Source organism: Pseudomonas sp. 2835, from assembly GCF_050435905.1.
Lineage (GTDB): Bacteria > Pseudomonadota > Gammaproteobacteria > Pseudomonadales > Pseudomonadaceae > Aquipseudomonas.
In genome coordinates this window covers 139,823-159,787 of sequence record NZ_JBNDLE010000003.1, presented here as the reverse complement: position 1 = coordinate 159,787, position 19,965 = coordinate 139,823, and the positions used below count along the sequence as shown (strand labels likewise).

14 protein-coding genes are annotated in these 19,965 nt (G+C 63.3%); 4 read left to right on the top strand and 10 right to left on the bottom strand.

Annotation, left to right across the window (positions count from 1 at the left end; genetic code table 11):
- Positions 1-3 precede the first annotated feature (3 nt).
- On the top strand, positions 4-693 hold the full coding sequence (locus ABIE20_RS04880) for a Crp/Fnr family transcriptional regulator (RefSeq protein WP_429503270.1): 690 nt from the start codon (positions 4-6) through the stop codon (positions 691-693).
- Here the strand turns inward: ABIE20_RS04880 and ABIE20_RS04875 are convergent.
- The 3 genes from ABIE20_RS04875 to ABIE20_RS04865 are packed head-to-tail and all read right to left on the bottom strand — an operon-like array spanning position 665 to position 4,692.
- A complete protein-coding gene (locus ABIE20_RS04875) occupies positions 665-2,266 on the bottom strand; it encodes an arylsulfatase (RefSeq protein WP_429503268.1) in 1,602 nt (533 codons plus the stop codon). The two genes, ABIE20_RS04880 and ABIE20_RS04875, sit on opposite strands and share 29 nt — an antisense overlap.
- Positions 2,267-2,275: 9 nt before the next feature.
- Positions 2,276-3,100 carry an ABC transporter ATP-binding protein gene (locus ABIE20_RS04870; RefSeq protein ID WP_429503266.1) on the bottom strand — a complete coding sequence of 275 codons (825 nt, stop codon included), beginning with the start codon at positions 3,098-3,100 and terminating at the stop codon, positions 2,276-2,278.
- On the bottom strand, positions 3,097-4,692 hold the full coding sequence (locus tag ABIE20_RS04865) for an ABC transporter permease (protein WP_429503264.1): 1,596 nt from the start codon (positions 4,690-4,692) through the stop codon (positions 3,097-3,099). The genes ABIE20_RS04870 and ABIE20_RS04865 overlap by 4 nt, the downstream gene beginning before the upstream one ends.
- Positions 4,693-4,971: 279 nt before the next feature.
- Here ABIE20_RS04865 and ABIE20_RS04860 point away from each other — a divergent pair, with 279 nt between their 5' ends.
- Positions 4,972-6,018 carry an ABC transporter substrate-binding protein gene (locus ABIE20_RS04860; RefSeq protein ID WP_429503262.1) on the top strand — a complete coding sequence of 349 codons (1,047 nt, stop codon included), beginning with the start codon at positions 4,972-4,974 and terminating at the stop codon, positions 6,016-6,018.
- On the opposite strand, the gene ABIE20_RS04855 is transcribed toward ABIE20_RS04860, so the two are convergent.
- Positions 5,975-6,901 carry a LysR family transcriptional regulator gene (locus ABIE20_RS04855; RefSeq protein WP_429503260.1) on the bottom strand — a complete coding sequence of 309 codons (927 nt, stop codon included), beginning with the start codon at positions 6,899-6,901 and terminating at the stop codon, positions 5,975-5,977. The genes ABIE20_RS04860 and ABIE20_RS04855 overlap by 44 nt on opposite strands.
- A gap of 182 nt (positions 6,902-7,083) precedes the next feature.
- Between ABIE20_RS04855 and ABIE20_RS04850 the strand changes: the two genes are divergently transcribed.
- Positions 7,084-7,989 carry a TauD/TfdA dioxygenase family protein gene (locus ABIE20_RS04850; RefSeq protein WP_429503258.1) on the top strand — a complete coding sequence of 302 codons (906 nt, stop codon included), beginning with the start codon at positions 7,084-7,086 and terminating at the stop codon, positions 7,987-7,989.
- Positions 7,990-8,091: 102 nt separating this feature from the next.
- On the opposite strand, the gene ABIE20_RS04845 is transcribed toward ABIE20_RS04850, so the two are convergent.
- From ABIE20_RS04845 to ABIE20_RS04830, 4 genes are all read right to left on the bottom strand, one after another.
- Complete coding sequence (locus ABIE20_RS04845; RefSeq protein WP_429503256.1) at positions 8,092-9,345, bottom strand: OprD family porin; 1,254 nt, start codon at positions 9,343-9,345, stop codon at positions 8,092-8,094.
- 1,051 nt (positions 9,346-10,396) lie between these two features.
- Positions 10,397-11,851 (bottom strand): AdeC/AdeK/OprM family multidrug efflux complex outer membrane factor, encoded by a 1,455-nt coding sequence (locus ABIE20_RS04840; RefSeq protein ID WP_429503254.1) that lies wholly within the window; start codon positions 11,849-11,851, stop codon positions 10,397-10,399.
- On the bottom strand, positions 11,848-15,000 hold the full coding sequence (locus tag ABIE20_RS04835; RefSeq protein WP_429503252.1) for an efflux RND transporter permease subunit: 3,153 nt from the start codon (positions 14,998-15,000) through the stop codon (positions 11,848-11,850). Before ABIE20_RS04835 ends, ABIE20_RS04840 begins: the two co-directional genes overlap by 4 nt.
- 3 nt (positions 15,001-15,003) lie before the next feature.
- Positions 15,004-16,155 (bottom strand): efflux RND transporter periplasmic adaptor subunit, encoded by a 1,152-nt coding sequence (locus tag ABIE20_RS04830; protein WP_429503250.1) that lies wholly within the window; start codon positions 16,153-16,155, stop codon positions 15,004-15,006.
- 259 nt (positions 16,156-16,414) lie between these two features.
- On the opposite strand from ABIE20_RS04830, the gene ABIE20_RS04825 reads away from it, so the two are divergent.
- Positions 16,415-17,047, top strand: coding sequence for a TetR family transcriptional regulator (locus ABIE20_RS04825; RefSeq protein ID WP_123564700.1), 633 nt, complete (start codon positions 16,415-16,417; stop codon positions 17,045-17,047).
- A gap of 49 nt (positions 17,048-17,096) precedes the next feature.
- On the opposite strand, the gene ABIE20_RS04820 is transcribed toward ABIE20_RS04825, so the two are convergent.
- Together ABIE20_RS04820 and pobA are read right to left on the bottom strand one after the other, a co-directional pair.
- The gene (locus ABIE20_RS04820; RefSeq protein WP_429503682.1) at positions 17,097-18,500 is read right to left on the bottom strand and encodes an MDR family MFS transporter; all 1,404 of its coding nucleotides are present in this window, start codon (positions 18,498-18,500) and stop codon (positions 17,097-17,099) included.
- Positions 18,501-18,632: 132 nt separating this feature from the next.
- Entirely contained in the window at positions 18,633-19,826 is a 1,194-nt protein-coding gene (pobA, locus tag ABIE20_RS04815) for a 4-hydroxybenzoate 3-monooxygenase (RefSeq protein ID WP_429503248.1), read from the bottom strand.
- Positions 19,827-19,965: the final 139 nt, after the last annotated feature.

Sequence of the window (19,965 nt, the reverse complement as noted above, 5' to 3'; positions counted from 1 at the left end):
GCTATGCGCGAAACCTTGCTGCAAGGTCACTGGTTCCAGGCATTGCCTCCCAGCTTTCAGAATAGCCTGCTGGCGCTGGCCCGGCAGCGTGAGCTGGCGGCCGGGCAATACCTGTTCCAGCGCGGCGATGCGCCGTGTGGGTTGTATGCGGTGCTCGACGGGGCGATGCGCGTGGGGGCGGTGGCCACCGATGGCAAGGAGGCGCTGCTGACCCTGATCGAAGCGCCGCACTGGTTCGGCGAAATCAGCCTGTTCGACGGCCAGCCACGTACCCACGACGCCCAGGCTGAAGGGCCGACCCGGCTGTTGTGGATCCCCCAGGCGCCGCTGTTGAAGTTGCTCGAACAACAGCCCCGGCACTGGCGCGATGTGGCCGTGCTGATGAGTCATAAATTGCGCGTAGTGTTTGTTGCGCTGGAGCAGCAGAGCCTGCTGGCCGCCGCACCGAGGGTGGCCCACAGGCTGTTGCAGATCGCCGCCGGCTATGGCGAGTTGCTTGGCAGCCGGCGCGTGCTGCAACTGTCCCAGGAGCAACTGGCGCTGATGCTCTCGCTGTCGCGCCAGACCACCAACCAGATCCTCAAGTCGCTGCAGCAGGAAGGCGCCTTGCGCCTGGGCTATGGCGAGATCGAGATCCTCGACCCCGCACGCCTGCAGGCGCTGGCTAGTCCGGCTGGAACGGCGACTGACTGAGGATCACCCCGGTCTCCTCGACATACTTCTGCCATTCGCCCAGCAGCGCCTGCAGCTTCGCCGGTTGGACTGCGGCCAGGTCGTTGATTTCACCCGGGTCGCTGGCCAGGTCGTACAGCTGCCAGGTGGCCGGGCCAACCGGTCCGGGGATGTACACGGCTTTCCAGTGGCCCTGACGAATCGCCCGGCGGCCGAACAGCTCCCAGCCGGTGACGGTGTTTTCGTCGTGCACTTGCTCGGTCTCGCCCGACAGATAACCCAGCCAGGATTTGCCCCGCAGGGGCGCCACGTCGCGGCCGCGCCAGCGCTTGCCGGGGTGACGCACGCCGGCAAGATCGAGCAGGGTCGGGGTGATGTCCATCACCGTGCTGAACTGATGGCTGATCTGGCCCTGGCGCGCCAATGCCGGGTAATGCAACAGCGCCGGTACGCGAATCCCGCCTTCGCTGGTGAAGGCCTTGTATAGCCGCGACGGTGCGGTGGCCGCCTGGGCCCAGTGCGGGCCATACCAGACGTAGGAGTTGGCCCGGCCAATGTTGTCCAGACTGTTGTCATAATGCTGGTCGAGGTAACTGGCCAGTTGCGGGCCGAACTTGGGGAAGGCTTCGAGCAGCGCGCCTTCGGCGCCGTTGTCGGACATGAACAGCACCAGAGTGTTGTCGAGCAGGCCCTGGTTGCGCAGGTAGTCGAGCACCCGGCCGATGTTCCAGTCCATACGCTCGACCATCGCTGCGTACACCTCCATGGCCCGCGCCGAACGCTGGCGCTGCTCATCGCTGAGGCTGTGCCAGTGGTTGTCGACCGGGTGGGCCTGGGTATCGGCGGCGATCAGACCGAGCGCGCGCAGTTTTTCCAGGCGCTCCTGGCGCAATACTTCGGGGCCTGCGTCGTAGCGGCCCTTGTAGCGCGCTACCACTTCGGCAGGCGCCTGCAACGGCCAGTGTGGCGCCGAAAACGGCAGGTAGGCGAAGAACGGCCGGCTCTGGTCGCGCTCCTTCAGGTATTGCAGCAGCTTGTCGCCGAAGGCGTCGGAGGAATAGAAGTCCTTGGGCAGTTCGTCGATGAAGGTCTGGTCTTCGATGTACAGCGCTGGCGTTGACTTGAGCAGGCCCGGAGTGTGTTCGTCGTAAGTGGGTTCAAAACCATAGTGGTTGGCCGCGCCCGGCAGCAGGGCGAAGGAGCGCTCGAAGCCGCGGGCCTGGGGCGCCAGCTCGGCGGTCAGGCCCAGGTGCCATTTGCCGCTCATCAGGGGCTGGTAACCGGCATCGCGAAGCAGCTCCGGCAAGGCCACCACACGGTCGTTGAGGTAGCCTTCGTAGCCTGGCTTGCCAATCAGCTCCGGGGTCAGCGCCTCGGCCATGGTGCCGATGCCGGCGATATGGTGATCGGTGCCGGTGAGCAGCATCGAGCGGGTTGGCGAGCAGGTTGGCGCGGTATGAAAGTCGGTCAGGCGCAGGCCGGCAGTGGCCAGCGTGTCGAGGTTCGGCGTGGCGATTTCGCCGCCGAAGGCGCCGATATCGGAGAAACCCAGGTCGTCGGCAACGATGACCAGAAAGTTGGGGCGTTGGCTCATGGTCGGTTCTCAGTAGGCAAGGTAGGTCAAAGGCAAGTCGCGGATCTGTTCCAGCGCCGGCGGCAGGTAGCGCGCATCGGCGGTCAGCTCGTGCAGCAGGTCTTCGCGCAGGCGATGGAAGGCCAGGCTTGCCCGTTGTCGCGGGTGCGCCAGGTCGATCTCGACGATGCGCTTGATCCGCCCCGGTCGCGGCTCCAGCACCACCACGCGATCGGCGAGAAACAGCGCTTCCTCGACATCGTGGGTCACCAGCAGGGTGGTGATGTGCGCCCGCTCGCGAATCGCCAGCAGCTCGTCCTGCATCTGCTGGCGGGTCAGCGCGTCGAGGGCGCCGAAGGGTTCGTCGAGCAGCAGGATGCGCGGGCTGGCCACCAGGCCGCGGGCAATCGCCACGCGCTGGGCCATGCCGCCGGAAAGCTGGTGCGGGTAGGCCTGGCTGAAGTCCTCAAGGCCCACCAGGGCGATGTACTGGTCGATGCGTTGCTGGCGCTGCTCGTTGTTCAAGGGCTCGTTGACCAGGCCCAGGGCGATGTTCTGCGCCACGGTCAGCCAGGGGAACAGCCGGTGTTCCTGAAAGACGATGCCGCGTTCGCTGCCGATGCCATCGAGCGGCTTGCCATCGATCAGGATCTGCCCCTGGTAGTCGTTGTCCAGGCCGATCAGCAGGCGCAGCAGGGTGGATTTGCCGCAACCGCTGGCGCCGACGATAGCGACGAATTCACCGTCGGCGATCTGCAGGTTGAAGTCGCGGATGGCTTCCAGCTCGCCGCCAGAAACGGCGAAGTGTTTGCCGACCTGATTGAAACTGACCAGGGCAGGGGCGATCGCGTTCATGCTCGTCTCCAGCGCGTGGCGCGCAATTCGAGGTGTTGTCCGAGGCCGCCCAGCAGGGCGCCGGTGAGGCCGACCAGGAGCATCCCGGCCATGATGATGTCCATGCGCAGCAACTGCTGGGCGCCGATCATCAAGCTGCCGATACCGCCGCCCGAAGGCATGAAGTATTCGGCGCCGATGGTGCCCAGCCAGGCGTAGATCAGGCCGATGCGCAGGCCGGCGAAAATCCCCGGCGCCGCGCCCGGCAGCACCAGCCGGCGCAGGCGCTGGGGCAGATTGAGGTGCAGCACGCGGGCGGCTTCCTCCAGCTGTGGCGAACGGTTGGCCACCGCCCGCTGGGTGGCGATGAACAACGGGAAGAACGCCGCCAGGCCGACGAACACCCACTTGGCCAGTTCACCGAGGCCGAACCAGGCGGTCAGCAGCGGCACCCAGGCAAAGATCGCAATCTGCCGCAAGCCGGCCAGGCTGGGACCGAGCAGGCGTTCGACGGGCGTCGACAGCCCCAGCCACAAGCCCAGGACAAAACCCAGGCCACCGCCGAGCAGCAAGCCGCCCAGAGCCCGGCCGACACTGATGGCCAGGGCGCCGCTGAGCGAGCCGTCGAGCAGGCCCTCCCAGGTGGTGTACACGACCTGCAGCGGGGCGACCAGAATCTGCGTGTCGACCCAGTCCAGCTGATTGGCCAGTTGCCACAGCACCAGCAGCGCCAACGGCAGCAGCAACGCCTGTAGGCGCTGGCCACCTTGCAAGCGCGACACCCGCAGCTCGGCGTTGGGCGGATGCGGCCAGTGCACCAGCCGCCGGTCGAGCCAACCCAAGCCACGGTCCATGACAAAACCCAGCAGGCCGATGACCAGGATGCAGACGAAGACGATATCGAGCATGAACAGTTGCCGGGCCCAGACCATCAGGTAGCCGATGCCTTCGCTGGAGGCCAGCAATTCCACGGCCAGCAACGACGTCCAGCCGGTCGCCAGGGCCAGGCGCACACCGGCGAGAAAGGCCGGTAGGGCCGCCGGAAAAATCAGTTGGCTGATCAACAGCCGCGGCGGCAGGCGCAACACCGTCGCCGCCTCGCGCAGCCGTGGCTGGGCATCGCGCACGCCCACCAGGGTGTGCAGGGTCACCGGGACGATGATCGCCTTGACCAGCACTACCAGCTTGAGTACCTCGCCGATACCGAACAGCACCATGAACAGCGGCACCCAGGCCAGGGTAGGGATTTGCGCCAGGGCATTGAAGGTCGGCAGCACCAGGCGTTCGGCGCGGCGGCTAAAACCCAGCCAGGCACCGAGCAGCGCGCCGCTGGCGACACCCGCCAGCAGACCCAGAGCCAGGCGTTGCAGGCTGATTGCCAGGTGCGTCCACAGCTCGCCCTGGGCCAGTTCCAGGCCGCTCTGCCAGACCAGGCTCGGCGCTGGCAGTATCTGTTCGCTCATCCACTGGTTGCGACTGGCCAGCCACCACAGGGCGGCCAATGACAGCGGCAGATACCAGGCTTGCAGACGGCGCAGGGGCAGGCCGCCGAACAGTCGCGTCCGGCCTGAGGGGCTTGCCAGTGGCAGGCTGGAAAGTGAAGCTCGGGCCATGGAAAACCTCCGCACATTGGCTATTTGCTTATTCTTAAATTGAATTACTAATTAGATTTCAATTCATTTAGGTGATAAGAATCTGCATTTAAAGCTGCTGGCACAACGCGCAGCCAATGCATTCGAAGCATATTTTTCTTGTGTCTGATGCATGAGGCGCTGCAAAGCCCGTGGCACGGCTTTTATGCCTTTAAATTATTAAAATGTAATTTATTAGTATTTATTTACTAGTCTGGGTTGTCGGTAGCGTGGCTGCACCATTACAAGGAGTCGCGTGCCATGAACCTGTCGATCAACCGTGTGTTCAACCTGTTTGCCGTTCCCGCCCTGGCTGCGGTGGTCGGCTGGCTGCCACCGCTGGCCCAGGCTGGCGAGGTCAGGGAAATCCGCATCGCCGTGCCCGACCTGAGCGCCGGCACCCAGCATTCCGGCGGCGGTGTGACCGATGTGCTACGCGACCAGCAGCTGTTGGAAAAAGCCTTCGCCGCCGATGGCATCAGCATCCAGTGGAACTACTTCAAGGGTGCCGGCCCGGTGATCAACGAGGCCTTCGCCAACGGCCAGGTCGACTTCGCCTACCTGGGCGACCTGGCGGCGATCATCGGCAAGGCCAACGGCCTCGACACCCGTCTGCTGGCCGCCACCGGGCGCGGCATCAAGCACTACCTGGGGGTGGCGCCGGGCAGCAACATCAAGACCCTGCAAGACCTCAAGGGCAAGCGCGTGGCGGTGTTCCGCGGCACCGCCACCCAGCTGTCGTTCGACGCCGCCCTGGCCAGCCAGGGCCTGAGCGAGAAGGACCTGAAAGTCATCAACCTGGATTTCAACGCGGCGATTGCCGCCCTGGCCGCCAGGCAGATCGACGCCACCTGGGGCTCCACCGGCATCAGCGCCCTGAAACAACGCGGCCTGGCCGAGCTGCCGCTGAACACCCGCGACCTGGGCGGCGCCGGCAATGTCCAGGCGGTGCTGGTGGGCTCCGGGCGCTTTGTCGACGAGCATCCCGAGCTGGTGGAAAAACTGCTGGCTGCTCAGGAACAGGCCGTGCACTGGCTAACCCAGGACGACAACAAAGATGCCTATATCCAGCTGGTCTCGGGACTGGCCAGCTACCCGCCGGCGATCCTCCAGCAAGACCTGCAGAACGAACAACTGAGCAAGATCTTCCCCTCGACCCTGGATGCCGACTTCCTGAACAAATTGCAGGCGTCGGTGGACCTGGCCGCCGAGCAGCGGCTGATCCGTAAACCGTTCAAGGTCGAGCAGTGGCTGGCGCCCCAGGCTATCCGGCCAGCACCTGCACCTCTGGCTGCCGATCGAGGCTGACCAGGGTTTCGATCATTGCCCGGGCGGCGGGCGAGAGGCGGTAACCGCTGCGGCTGACGATGCCGCAGCGGGCGTTGAGGCTATCAAGGTTGGCCGGCAGGTTGCGCCAGTGCAGGCGCACCAGGCGGCCGTGGTCGATGTCCTCGGCAAAGGCTTCTTCGGTACCGATGCCAATGGCATCGGTGCCCAGCACGATCTTCACCAGGGTTGGCAGGTGTTCGGTCTGCACTTGGGGGGCGAAGTCGGTCTTGCCGCTGAGGTTGGCCAGCAGCTTGCGCACCCCCGGCGGGATCAGGGTGGTGGCCAGCGGGTAGTCGAACATGTCGTTGGTCGACAGGCTGTCCTTGGCCAGCAGCGGGTGCCCGGGGCGGCAGAAGAACAGGCCGCGGCGCGGGCTCAGCGGTTGGGTCTGGAAGTTCGGGTCGGCCTCGAAGTGGCGGATATCGGCGACGAAGAATTCGATTTCTTCCCGGCTCAGCGCGCGGCTGAGCTTTTCCCAGTTATCCACGTCGAAGCAGGTGCGCACCTTGGGGTGGGCGCCGAGAAAGCGCGCCACCGCCTGCGGCACCAGGTGCACTGCTGGCGCCGGGCCGCAGCCAAAGCGCAGCTCGCCGGCATCGAGCTTGGTCATCTGCTGCACTTCGCTGTTGAGCTGCGCCGCGCCTTGCACCAGGCGCAGGGCGTGCTGCAGCACCACCTGGCCTTCGGGCGTGGGGCGCAGGTCCTTGTTGCCACGATCGATCAGCACGCAACCGAACTCCTGTTCCAGGCCCTGGATACTGCGGCTGAAGGCCGGTTGGGTGATGCCCATGGCGTCGGCGGCGCGGACAAAACTGCGGTGTTCGGTGAGGGCGATGAAGTAACGCAGTTGGCGAAGATCCATATGCTTTCCCGGCATTCCAAAAATACGGCGAAGGTATTTGCCGCCGCGCAGGCTCAGGTTTTAAATGCAAGCTCTTATTCCGTCAATGAAGCATCTGTTTATTTGTTAGAGCATATTTGCATATCAATAGAGCAGAGCTTTCATCGGCACTTAGCGCAACCTAGCCAGATGAGGGTCAAACCATGAGCAATGCCGCACGCGCCGTAGCACCTGTCACCCATGCCCTGGAGATTCACCCGGTGGCCGGGCGCATCGGTGCCGAGATTCGCGGGATCCAGTTGAGCGCCGACCTTGAGCCGGCCGTGATCGAAGCCATCCAGGCTGCGCTGGTGCAGTACAAGGTGGTGTTCTTCCGCGCCCAGACCCACCTCGACGACCAGGGCCAGGAGGCCTTTGCCCACCTGCTCGGCGAGCCGATCGCCCACCCGACCGTGCCGGTGCGCGAAGGCACCCGCTACCTGCTAGAACTCGATGGCGGCGAAGGGCGCCGGGCCAATTCCTGGCACACCGACGTGACTTTCGTCGATGCCTACCCCAAGGCGTCGATTTTGCGCTCGGTGGTGGCGCCCGAATCCGGCGGCGATACTGTGTGGGCCAACACCGCCACGGCCTACCAGGACCTTTCCGCCGAGCTGCAGGCCCTGGCTGACCAGCTCTGGGCTGTGCACAGCAATGAGTATGACTACGCCGCCGCCAAGCCCAACGTCAGCCTTGAGCAGTTGGAAAACTACCGCAAGATCTTCACCTCGACGGTGTACGAAACCGAGCATCCAGTGGTGCGCGTGCACCCGGTCAGTGGCGAGAAAACCCTGCTGCTGGGGCACTTCGTCAAACGCATCAAGGGCTACTCGCAGAGTGACTCGGCGCACCTGTTCAACCTGCTGCAAAGCCATGTCACGCGCCTGGAAAACACCGTGCGCTGGCGCTGGCAGGCCGGTGACGTAGCAATCTGGGACAACCGCGCGACCCAGCATTACGCGGTGGACGATTATGGCACCCAGGGCCGGGTGGTGCGCCGGGTGACCTTGCAGGGCGATGTGCCAGTGGGGGTGGCCGGGCAGCAGAGCCGCACCACACGCGGGGCTTGAAGCAATCGCGGGGCAAGCCCGCTCCTACAGTCCAGGTGTTGTGCACAGCGGACATTGTGGGAGCCGGCCTTGCCGGCGATGGGCTGCGAAGCAGCCCCAAGTTCAGAGAATACTGATCGGATAACTGATGATCAGCCGGTTCTCGTCAAAGGCGTTGGTGCTGTAGTCCCGGCGCATGGTCGAGTTGCGCCATTTCACCGACAGGCTCTTCAAGGTCCCGGACTGGATTACATAAGCCAGCTCCGATTCCCGCGCCCATTCCTTGCCGTCGCTGATGGCGCCGGTGTGCACGTTGTCACCGCTGATGTAGCGGTTCATCAGGGTCAGCCCGGGCACGCCGAGGGCGGCGAAGTTGTAGTCATGGCGCAACTGCCAGGAACGTTCCTGGGCGTTGTCGAAGCTTGAGTTGTAGCTGTCGTTGGCCAGGGTGCCGCCACTGGTGCCGTTGACCCGCATCCAGGCGTCGTCGCCACTGACTTTCTGCAGGCCGACATAGAAGGTACTGGCGCCGTACCTGGCCGAGAGCATTGCCGAGGCGGTGCGGTTGTCCAGTTTGCCTGCGCGTTCGGCGCCGTCTTCCTTGCCGATGAAGTAGCCGAGGTTGGCGCCCAGGGTCCAGTCGCCCAGCGGCTGGCTGTGCACCAGATTGAGGTACTGCTGGTTGTAGATGTCCTTGAGCTCGGCGTTCCACAAACCGATCATCGTGCGCTTGTCGTTGAAGCTGTATTCGCCACCGGCAAAGTTGAAGCGGTCGGAGGTGAAGGCCGTGCGGCCATTCATCGACATGTCTTCCATGCTCGCATCATTACGCGGGCTGTTGCCGCGAAACTGCCCGGCATACAGGGTCAGGCCAGCGATTTCCTGCGAGGTGAGCTGGCCGCCACGGAAGGTCTGCGGCAGCGAGCGGCCGTCGTCGGAACGCAGGATCGGCAGCACCGGCATCCATTCGCCAACCTTGAGTTCAGTGTTGGAGATCTTCGCCTTCAGCGCCACCCCCAGGCGGCCGAAGTCGTCGGCCGGGCGGCCATCATCGTGCACCGGCAGCAGGTGGGTGCCCGCCGTGCCCTTGCCGCCATCGAGCTTGACCGAGTACAGGCCCAATACATCCACACCAAAACCGACCAGGCCCTGGGTAAAGCCGGAGCGGGCGTCGAGGATGAAGCTCTGGGTCCATTCCTCGGCCTTGCCCTGAGGGTTGGCCGGGTCGACGAAGTTGCGGTTGATGTAGAAGTTGCGCAGGTTGAGGCTGGCCTTGGCGTCCTCGACAAAGCCGCCTTCGGCCGCGAGGGCGGGCAGGGCGCAAGTCATGGCCAACAAGCCGGGAAGCAGGTGTCGTGCAGGTGCGGGTGTGGTCATCGTCTGTTGTCTCTTGTTTTTATGTAAGCCGAAGCCATCCGCTGCGACGCTTGGAGGTCACAGGCCGGGCTACGATCTTTGGGGATACGCTTTGGAAAAGCTGCGAAGCGATGGTGCGGCGGTGGGCGGGGATGAATCAATTCGTTACGGGCGGAATTGGGCGATAATCGAACGGTAACTGGTTGGTTAATTCATTATCACGGGCAAAAAAAGGCTCTTCACTGAATCCTGGGTTGGGGGGCGCGAGCTTATCCATTCGCTGTGGCGCTGCTGCTGGCCCCTTCCGCCTTTACGGCGGCCTACTTTTCTCTTGGGAAAAGGTAGGCAAAACCGCTTGCTCCTGCATACGGCCCTACGCTGCGCTTCGGGTCCCCTCGCTACGGCACCTTCCGGGGCATCGCGGCCTACGACTTGCTTCGCAAGTCTACATCTCGCGTCTTCGGCTGCCGCCGAAGGTGCTGCGCACCGCCCCTACAGGCACCTCCACTCGGCCTCCTGAAGTCGCTTTTCGCGGCGCCTGGAAGTGCGTGCATGAACATCAAGATCAAGATCAAGATCAAGATCAAGACCAAACAAGTTGGTACTCGTTTTACCAGCGGGCTTGTCTGAACTGCGTCAGCATGGCTTCGCCAACATCTGCTTTCGCAGATACGCCAGTGCAGGCGCCGCCCGTAACTTCGCGACTTCAGGAGGCTGAGCGTAGGTGTCTGGAGGGGGCTGGTGCGCAGCACCCTTCGGCCCAGGCCGAAGACGCGAGACGTAGACTTGGCGAAGCAAGTCGTAGGCCGCGATGCCCCTGGAAGGCACCGTAGCGAAGGAACCCGGAGCGCAGCGTAGGGCCGTATGCTGGAGCGAGCGGTTTTGCCTACCTTTTCCCAAGAGAAAAGTAGGCCGCCGTAAGGGCGGAAGGGGCCAGCAGCGGCGCCACAGTGAATGGATAAGCTAGAAGCCTCAACATCCCAACCCAACCCAAGAATCATATTCCCCAAGATAACGTGAAGAACCAAAAAAAGCCCACCGCCAAGGGTGGGCTCTTCTACAGCACAGTGACTCAGCCTTTCGGCGTCTGGACCGCTGCCTGCTGCTGCGCCTGACCGGTCTGCTCGTACCAGCCGCCACCGAGGGCCTTGTACAGGTTGACCTCGCTGACCAGCTGCGACAGGCGATCGCTGATCAACGACTGCTGGGTGTTGAACAGCTGACGCTGGGCGTCGAGGAAGGTCAGGTTGCTGTCGATACCGATGCGGTAGCGACGCTCGGCCAGGCGGTAGTAGTCCTGGTTGGCAGCAACCAGGTCACGCTGGGCCTGCAACTGCTGGTTGAAGGTCTGGCGCGCGGCGAGGCCATCGGAGACTTCCTGGAAGGCGGTCTGGATGGTTTTCTCGTATTTCGCGACGTTGATGTCCTTCTGGATCTTCGAGTAATCGAGGCTGGCACGCAGGGCGCCGGCGTTGAAGATCGGCAGGTTGATCTGCGGCTGGAACAGCCAGGTACCCGAACCACCCTTGAACAGGCCGCCCATGTCCGGACTCAGGGTCCCGGCATTGGCGGTCAGGCTGATGCTCGGGAAGAACGCTGCGCGGGCGGCGCCAATGTTGGCATTGGCGGCCTTGAGCAGGTGTTCGGCTTCCTGGATGTCCGGCCGGCGTTGCAGCAGGTCGGACGGCAGGCCCGCCGGCACTTCTGCCAGCAGGTCGCTGTCGAGCTTCTGCGCGGTCGGCAGGTTGGCCGGCACGCCGGTGCCGAGCAGCACGGTCAGGCTGTTGAGGTCCTGGGCAACCTGGCGCTGGAACTGCGCCAGCTTGACCCGCGCGCCTTCAACCGAGGTGCGTGCCTGGCTCAGGTCCAGGGCCGAAGCCACACCCACTTCATTACTGCGCGAAGTCAGCTGATAGCTTTCCTCGTAGGTCTTGAGGGTGTCTTCGGTCAGCTTGAGCAGCGCCTGGTCGGCCTGCCAGGTGAAGTAGGCGTTGGCCACACTGGCCACCAGGCTGATTTGCGTTGAGCGCCGGGCTTCTTCGCTGGACAGGTAGATCTCCAGCTGTTGCTCGGTCAGGCTGCGCACCCGGCCGAACAGGTCGAGTTCGTAGGCGCTGACCCCGAGGGTCGCCGAGTACTGGCTGGTGATGCCCGATTCGCCGGTTTGCGACATGTTCGCCGGCATCCGCTGGCGGCTGCCGCTGCCATTGGCCGAGACCGCCGGGAACAGGTCGGCACGCTGGATGCGGTATTGCGCACGGTAGGCATCGATGTTCAGCGCCGCGACCTTGAGGTCGCGGTTGTTGACCAGCGCGGTCTGGATCAACTGCTGCAGCGCCGGGTCATGGAAGAACTGACGCCAGCCCTGTTCGGCGGCGGCCACCTCGGCCGACTCGGTCGGCGAGTAGGCAGGGCCTTGCGGCCACTGCGCGGCCACCGGCGATTCCGGGGTCTGGTAGTCAGGGATCAGCGAGCAGCCGCCAAGAATGAAAGCGGTTACTGCCAGGGACAACAGGGACTTACTCATTGCCCGGCCTCATAGCGTGGAGTTTCAGGGGTGGCGTCCTCTTCGGGCTTCTTGCTACCGAACAGCGACGACACGCTTACGAAGAACAATGGCACCCAGAAGATGGCCAGTACGGTGGCGGTCAGCATGCCGCCGATCACCCCGGTACCGATGGCGTGCTGGCTACCCGAGCCTGCGCCCGAGGAGATGGCCAACGGTACCACGCCGAGGATGAACGCCAGCGAGGTCATGATGATCGGCCGCAGACGCATCCGGCAGGCTTCGATGGCCGCATCGATCAGGCTGCGGCCCTGCTCGTGCAGTTCCTTGGCGAATTCTACGATCAGGATCGCGTTCTTCGCCGCCAGGCCGATGGTGGTCAACAGACCCACCTGGAAGTACACGTCGTTGGACAGCCCGCGCAGGCTGGTGGCCAGCAGTGCACCGATGATCCCCAGCGGTACCACGAGCATGACCGCGATCGGGATCGACCAGCTTTCATACAGCGCTGCAAGACACAGGAACACCATCAGCAGCGACAGGGCGTACAGCGCTGGCGCCTGGGAGCCGGACAGCCGCTCCTCGTACGACAGGCCCGTCCACGAGTAACCGATACCCGCCGGCAGTTGCGCGGCAAGGCGTTCGACCTCGAGCATAGCTTCACCGGTACTGTAGCCAGGAGCTGGCGCACCGAGGATTTCCATGGCTTCTACACCGTTGTAACGCGACAGCTTCGGTGCACCGTAGATCCACTCGCCCTTGGCGAAGGAGGAGAACGGCACCATCTCGCCGGCGGCGTTGCGCACGTACCACTTCTGCAGGTCTTCCGGGCTCATCCGCGCACCGGCTTCACCCTGGATGTAGACCTTCTTGACTCGACCGCGGTCGATGAAGTCGTTGACGTAGCTGGCACCCAGGGCAATCGACAGGGTGTTGTTGATGTCGGCAATAGTCACGCCCAAGGCACTGGCGCGCTCGTCATCGACGGTCAACTGGTACTGCGGTTCATCGTTCAGGCCGTTCGGACGCACTGCCGAGAGGATCTTGCTCTGCGCGGCCATGCCGAGGAACTGGTTGCGCGCTGCCATCAGTTTTTCGTGACCGACACCGGCCCGGTCCTGCAGGAACACGTCGAAACCGGTGGCGTTACCCAGCTCCAGTACCGCAGGCGGGGCAAAGGCGAACACCATCGCATCGCGGAAGCTGAAGAAGTGCTGCTGGGCACGGTTGGCCAGGTTGAACACGTTGTTCTCGGCCGAACGCTCGCCCCATGGTTTGAGCATGATGAAGGCCATGCCCGAGCTCTGGCCGCGACCGGCGAAGTTGAAGCCGTTGACGGTGAACACCGAGGCAACGGTATCGGCTTCCTTGTCGAGCAGGTAGCTGCGCATCTCGTCGATCACCACCTGGGTGCGCTCGGCGCTGGAACCGGCCGGGGTCTGCACCTGGGCAAAGAGTACACCCTGGTCTTCTTCGGGCAGGAACGCCGTCGGAATGCGGGTGAACAGCCAGATCATGCCAACCACGATCAGCAGGTAGGCCAGCAGGTACGGGGCCTTGTGCCGCAGCATGTTGCCGACGCCGCGCTCGTAGCTACGCACGCTGCGGTCGAAGTTGCGGTTGAACCAGCCGAAGAAGCCGCGCTTGGCAACGTGGTGCTCGCCCTTGGCAACCGGCTTGAGCATGGTTGCGCACAGCGCCGGGGTGAAGATCAGCGCCACCAGTACCGACAGGGCCATGGCCGAGACGATGGTGATCGAGAACTGCTTGTAGATCACACCGGTGGAGCCGCCGAAGAAGGCCATGGGCAGCAGTACCGCCGACAGCACCAGGGCGATACCGACCAGGGCGCCCTGGATCTGGCCCATGGACTTCTTGGTCGCTTCCTTGGGTGATAGCCCCTCTTCGGACATTACCCGCTCGACGTTCTCCACCACGACGATGGCATCGTCCACCAGCAAGCCAATGGCCAGCACCATGCCGAACATGGTCAGGGTGTTGATGCTGAAATCAAACGCCGCAAGGATCCCGAACGTACCCAGCAATACCACCGGTACGGTCATGGTGGTGATGATGGTGGCGCGGAAGTTCTGCAGGAACAGGTACATCACCAGGAACACCAGCACGATCGCTTCGATCAGGGTGTGGATTACCCCGCTGATCGATTCGGTCACCACCGGCGTGGTGTCATACGGGAACACCGCCTTCATGCCTTCCGGGAAGAACGGTTCCAGGTCGGTAATGGTCTGGCGCAGGGCCTTGGCGGTATCCAGGGCGTTGGCGCCGGTGGCCAGTTTCACCGCAAGGCCAGAGGCCGGCTTGCCGTTGAACTGGGCGCTGATCGCGTAGTTCTCACCACCCAGGCCGACCTTGGCGACATCGCCCAGGCGCACCTGGGAGCCGTCCCGGTTGACCTTGAGCAGGATCTTCTCGAACTGTTCGGCAGTCTGCAGGCGGGTCTTGCCGATGATCGTGGCGTTGAGCTGGGTACCGGGCAGGGCAGGCAGGCCGCCGAGCTGGCCGGAGGACACCTGGACGTTCTGCGCGGCCACGGCGGTACGCACGTCGACCGGGGTCAGCTGATACTTGTTCAGCTTGGCCGGGTCGAGCCAGATGCGCATGGCGTACTGGGCACCGAACACCTGGAAGTCACCGACACCGGCAGTACGCGAGATCGGGTCCTGCATGTTGGAGACGATGTAGTTGGCCAGGTCGTCCTTGGACATGCTGCCGTCTTCGGACACCAGGCCGATCACCAGCAGGAAGTTCTTCACCGCCTTGGTCACGCGGATACCCTGCTGCTGCACTTCTTGCGGCAGCAGCGGGGTGGCCAGGTTGAGCTTGTTCTGCACCTGAACCTGCGCGGTGTCGGGGTTGGTACCCTGCTCGAAGGTCGCGGTAATGGTCATGCTGCCGTCGGAGTTACTTTCCGACGACACATAACGCAGGTTGTCGATACCGTTGAGCTGCTGCTCGATCACCTGTACCACGGTGTCCTGCACGGTCTGCGCCGAAGCGCCCGGGTAGGTCACGGCGATGGCGATGGCCGGCGGGGCGATGCTCGGGTACTGGTTGATCGGCAACTTGAGGATCGACAAGGCGCCGACCAGCATGATCACCAAGGCGATCACCCAGGCAAAAATCGGGCGATCGATAAAGAATCTCGACATGGTTTACTCCCCTTTGGCCCCTGCAGTCGTTGCATTGGCCTGGGTTGGCTGGGCAGGCTTGACGTTGGTGGCTTCGCTGACCTTGACCTCGACGCCCGGTTTGACGAACTGCAGGCCTTCGGTGATCAGGCGGTCGCCCGGGTTCAGGCCTTCCTCGATCAGCCAGTCGCTACCGACGGTACGGCTGGCCTTGAGCTGACGCAGCTCGACCTTGTTGTCCTTGTTGACGATCAACGCGGTCGGCTGGCCCTTGAGGTCGCGGGTCACGCCTTGCTGCGGTGCGAGGATGGCGGCGCTGTTGACCCCGGCAGCCAGGCGCGCATGTACGAACATGCCCGGCAGCAGGTTGTGCTCGGGGTTGGGGAATACCGCACGCAGGGTCACGGAGCCGGTGGTCTGGTCAACCGAGACTTCGGAGAATTCCAGGCGACCATCCTTGCCGTAGGTGCTGCCGTCTTCCAGGGTCAGGGTGACCTTGGCGGCATTGTCGCCGACCTTTTGCAGCTGGCCGCTTTCCAGTTCGCGGCGCAGCTTGAGCAGCTCGGCCGAGGACTGGGTAACGTCGACATAGATCGGGTCGAGCTGCTGGATCACCGCCATGGCTTCGGTCTGGCCGTTGTTGACCAGCGCGCCTTCGGTCACCGAAGAGCGGCCGATACGGCCAGTCAGCGGCGCCAGGACCTTGGTGTAGCGCAGGTCGATCTGGGCGCTGCGCAGCGAGGCTTCAGCCTGCAAACGTTTGGCACTGGCATCGTCGTATTCCTGACGGCTGACAGCCTGTTCGTTGACCAGTTGCTTGTAACGGTCGGCCAGCGAGCGGGTCGATTGCAGGTTGGCCTGGGCGCTGGCCAGGGTCGCCTCGTACACCGACGGGTCGATCTGGTACAGCTGCTGGCCTTCCTTGACCTCGCTACCTTCTTTGAACAGGCGCTTGAGGATGATGCCGTTGACCTGCGGGCGAACTTCGGCGATGCGGTACGCGGTGGTACGCCCCGGAAGGTCGGATGTCAGGGTATAGGCTTGGGTTTGCAGGGTTACAACGCCGACCTGAGGAGCTTGCGCCGCAGGCGCCGCCTCTTCCTTTTTACAGCCGCTGAGCAGTGTTGCCAGGGCGACGGCGGAAACCAGAGCGGTAACAGCTGGCTTGAATTGCATGAAGATCCTCGGGTCGCAAGAGCTGAAGACGCTCAAGAATAATGGAAAGGGTGCGCTATAAAAAATGCTGTCGAGTGGATAAATAGCTTGCTAAGGAATATACTTACATTCATGGTTGTTTGTAAATACCTCGCAGGCGACGTGTTCAGCCGATGCGAGCCCCCAAATTAATACAGCCGGTAACAGTCTGCAGAGGCTGACCCGGCCCGACTCCCAGGCACCCAGCGTGCGTGCCCGGGCCTGATGAGGTTGTACTGCCATGGTCCGTCGAACCAAAGAAGAAGCCCAGGAAACCCGCGCCCAGATTCTCGAAGCCGCGGAAAAGGCCTTCTACAAACGCGGGGTAGCGCGTACCACTCTGGCCGATATCGCCAAAGAGGCGGGTGTTACCCGGGGCGCTATCTACTGGCACTTCAACGACAAGGCCGAACTGGTCGAGGCCATGCTCGACAGCCTGCACGAGCCGCTGGACGCCCTGGCCCGGGCCAGTGAAAGCGAGGATGAGCTCGACCCGCTCGGCTGCATGCGCAAGCTGCTGGTGCGTTTGATGCACCAGATGGTGCTCGATCCGAAGACCCGGCGAATCAATGAAATTCTGCATCACAAATGCGAGTTCACCGATGATATGTGCGAGATCCGCCAGCAACGGCAGGCCTCGACGATCGAATGTCATGCCCACATCGCGTTGTCGCTGGGCAATGCAGTCAAGCGCGGGCAACTGCCCGCCGACGTGGACCCGGAACGCGCGGCGCTGGCCATCTATGCCTACATAGACGGGCTGATTCGCCGCTGGCTTCTTTTGCCCGACAGCTTTGACCTGTTGAACCAGGCCGAGCAGTGGATCGATACCGGGCTGGATATGCTGCGCTTGAGCCCCGCCTTGCGCAAATGACACTTTGTGAAGCTTTGTGATCATTTGTTTCCACGTCAGTTATAAGGTCTTACTGGCGGCCGCGCAATTGTCTGTCAGGCAAGGCCAGCGCCGCCGTCATCCCCAGCAACGACACCGCAGCACTGCCAAGTAGCAAGTTGCGAAAGGTCAGCAGTAACTCGGCCTGCATTGCCGCGGTCGGTTCGCCAGCCTGCAGGCTGCCAAGCAGGGCATCGCCGGCCAGGCTCAAGCCGCCCTGGGCCAGCATCGCCAGCAACAGCGTGGACATGATGGCCACGCCCATCGCTCCGCCCAGGGAGCGGAACAGGTTGGTGGTGCTGGTGGCCACGCCGATATCCCGCGGTTCTACCGCACTTTGGGTCGCCACCAGCGAGGTGGGGAACTGCAGGCCCGAGGCAATCCCGGTCAACAACATGAACACGCCACTGAACCAGGCCGCCTGCGGCGGGCTGAAGGCCATGCCGACGATGGCAAACGGCATCAGCAGTGCGCCGCCCAGAATCTGCGGCTTGTAGCGCCCGGTATGGGTGGTCAGGCGGCCACCGCAATAAGCGCCGATGGGCAAGCCGATGGCCAGGGGCAGCAGGTGCAACGCGGCGCTGTCGGCGCCGGCACCGGTAATGCTCTGGTAGCGCAGTGGCATCAGCATAGTCAGCGAGATGGCCTGGAAGCTGGTAAAGAAAATCGTGCACCAGCACAGGGTGGCGATGCGATTGGCGAACAGCTTCAGCGGCAGCAGGGGTTCGGCGGTTCGCTGCTCATGCAGTACGAACAATACCAGGCCGACCAGCGCACAGCCGAGCAGGCTGGTGACCTGGGCAGAATCCCAGGGCTGGCCCTGGCCGATCTGGGTGATGCCCAGCAGCAAGCTGCCCAGGCCAAGAATCAGCAGCGCGGCGCCGAGGTAGTCGACCTGCGCCTTGTGCGTTGGCACCTGCAAGCTGCGCAGGGCGCGGCGGGTGACCCACCAGGCGGTCAGGCCCAGCGGCAGGTTGAGCCAGAACACCCAGCGCCACGACAGGTACTCGGTGAGCACCCCGCCCAACACCGGCCCGGCGACACTGGCCAGGGCGTACATGCTGCTGAAATAGCCCTGGTAACGGCCGCGCTCTCTCGGTGGCACGAAGTCGCCGATGATCGCCTGGCTGACTGACACCATGCCGCCGGCGCCGATACCCTGCAGCACTCGCGCAAGCACCAGTTGCTCCATGTTCTGTGCCAACGCGCAGAAGATCGAGGCCAGTGTGAACAGCGCCGTGCCGGTAAGAATCATCCGCCGCCGGCCATACAAATCGCCCAGCTTGCCGTAGATCGGTACGGCCACGGTCATGGCCACCATGTACCCGGAAATTACCCAGGCCAGCAGGCCGACGTCGTTGAATTGCGCCGAAATCGCCGGCATCGACACGGCGACGATGGTCTGGTCGAGAGCGCCGAGAAAGATTGCCAGCATCAGCGCGACGAGCACGCTGCGCAGCACCGGTTGCGGAGTGTTCAGTTGGGTCACGGGCCAGCTCTGAGGCAGGTGAAGCCCGCAGCCGGTGAGCTGCGGGTGCAGGTGCTGACCAGTCTACTCGATAGCTTGCTAAGCGTCTTCCTCGATAGGTTCGTAGGGCAGGCCGACATAGTTTTCCGCCAAAGTGGTACGACCGGCTTCGGAACTGACGTAATACTCAAGCTCGCTTTGCTGGATACGCTGGCTGAAGGCATCGCTGTCGGGAAAACGATGCAGGATCGAGGTCATCCACCAGGAAAAGCGCTCGGCCTTCCAGATCCGCCTCAGGCAGATCTGAGAATAGCGCTCGAGCAGGTCGGTGCGCCCTTCGCCGTAGACCTTGCGCAGGATGTTGTACAAGGTGCTGACATCGCTGGCTGCCAGGTTCAGGCCCTTGGCGCCGGTGGGCGGGACGATGTGCGCGGCGTCGCCGAGCAGGAACAGCTTGCCGTATTGCATCGGTTCGACCACGAAGCTGCGCAGCGGCGCGATGCTTTTCTCGATCGACGGGCCGGTCACCAAGCGTTCGGCAAGGTCCGCCGGCAGGCGCGATTTGAGCTCGTTCCAGAAGCGCTCATCGGACCAGTCCTCGACCTTTTCTTCGGCCGCCACCTGCACGTAATAGCGAGTGCGGGTCGGCGAGCGCATGCTGCACAAGGCAAAGCCGCGTTCGTGGCGGGCGTACACCAGTTCGTCGCTGACTGGCGGGGTATCGGCCAGCACGCCGAGCCAGCCGAACGGGTAGACCCGCTCGAAAATCTTCAGCGCCTCGGCGGGAATCGATTGCCGGGCGATGCCGTGGTAACCGTCGCAACCGGCAATGTAGTCGCAGTCCAGGCGCTGCACCTCACCGTTTTTTTCGAAGGTCAGGTAAGGGCGTTCGGACTTAAGGTCATGGGGCCGGACGTTGTCGGCTTGATAGACGGTAACGGCGCCGCAGGCCTGGCGCGCTTGCATCAGGTCACGGGTGACTTCGGTCTGGCCGTAGATCATTACCCCTTTGCCGCCGGTCAGGCCCTTGAGGTCGATGTGCTCGCGGCGCCCGTCGAAAGCCAGTTCAAAACCGCTGTGGGGTAAACCCTCGGCATCCATGCGCGCGCCGACGCCGGCTTCGCGCAGCAATTCGACCATGCCTTGTTCCAGTACCCCGGCGCGGATTCGCCCGAGCACGTAGTCGGCGCTCTGGCGTTCGACGATGACGTTGGCGATCCCGGCCTTGTGCAGCAACTGGCCGAGCAGCAGGCCGGAAGGGCCGGCACCGATGATTGCGACTTGAGTCTTCATTATTGTTATCCCAGACAAGCTTCAGCGCAGGGCCGAAAGCAGCTTATGATTGTTGTGCTTGCATTTTTCGCTTGGAAAGCTGGGCGAAGAAGGGATAAAACCGGCGGGAAGCAGGACTTTTCACTAATCAGTGCGATTA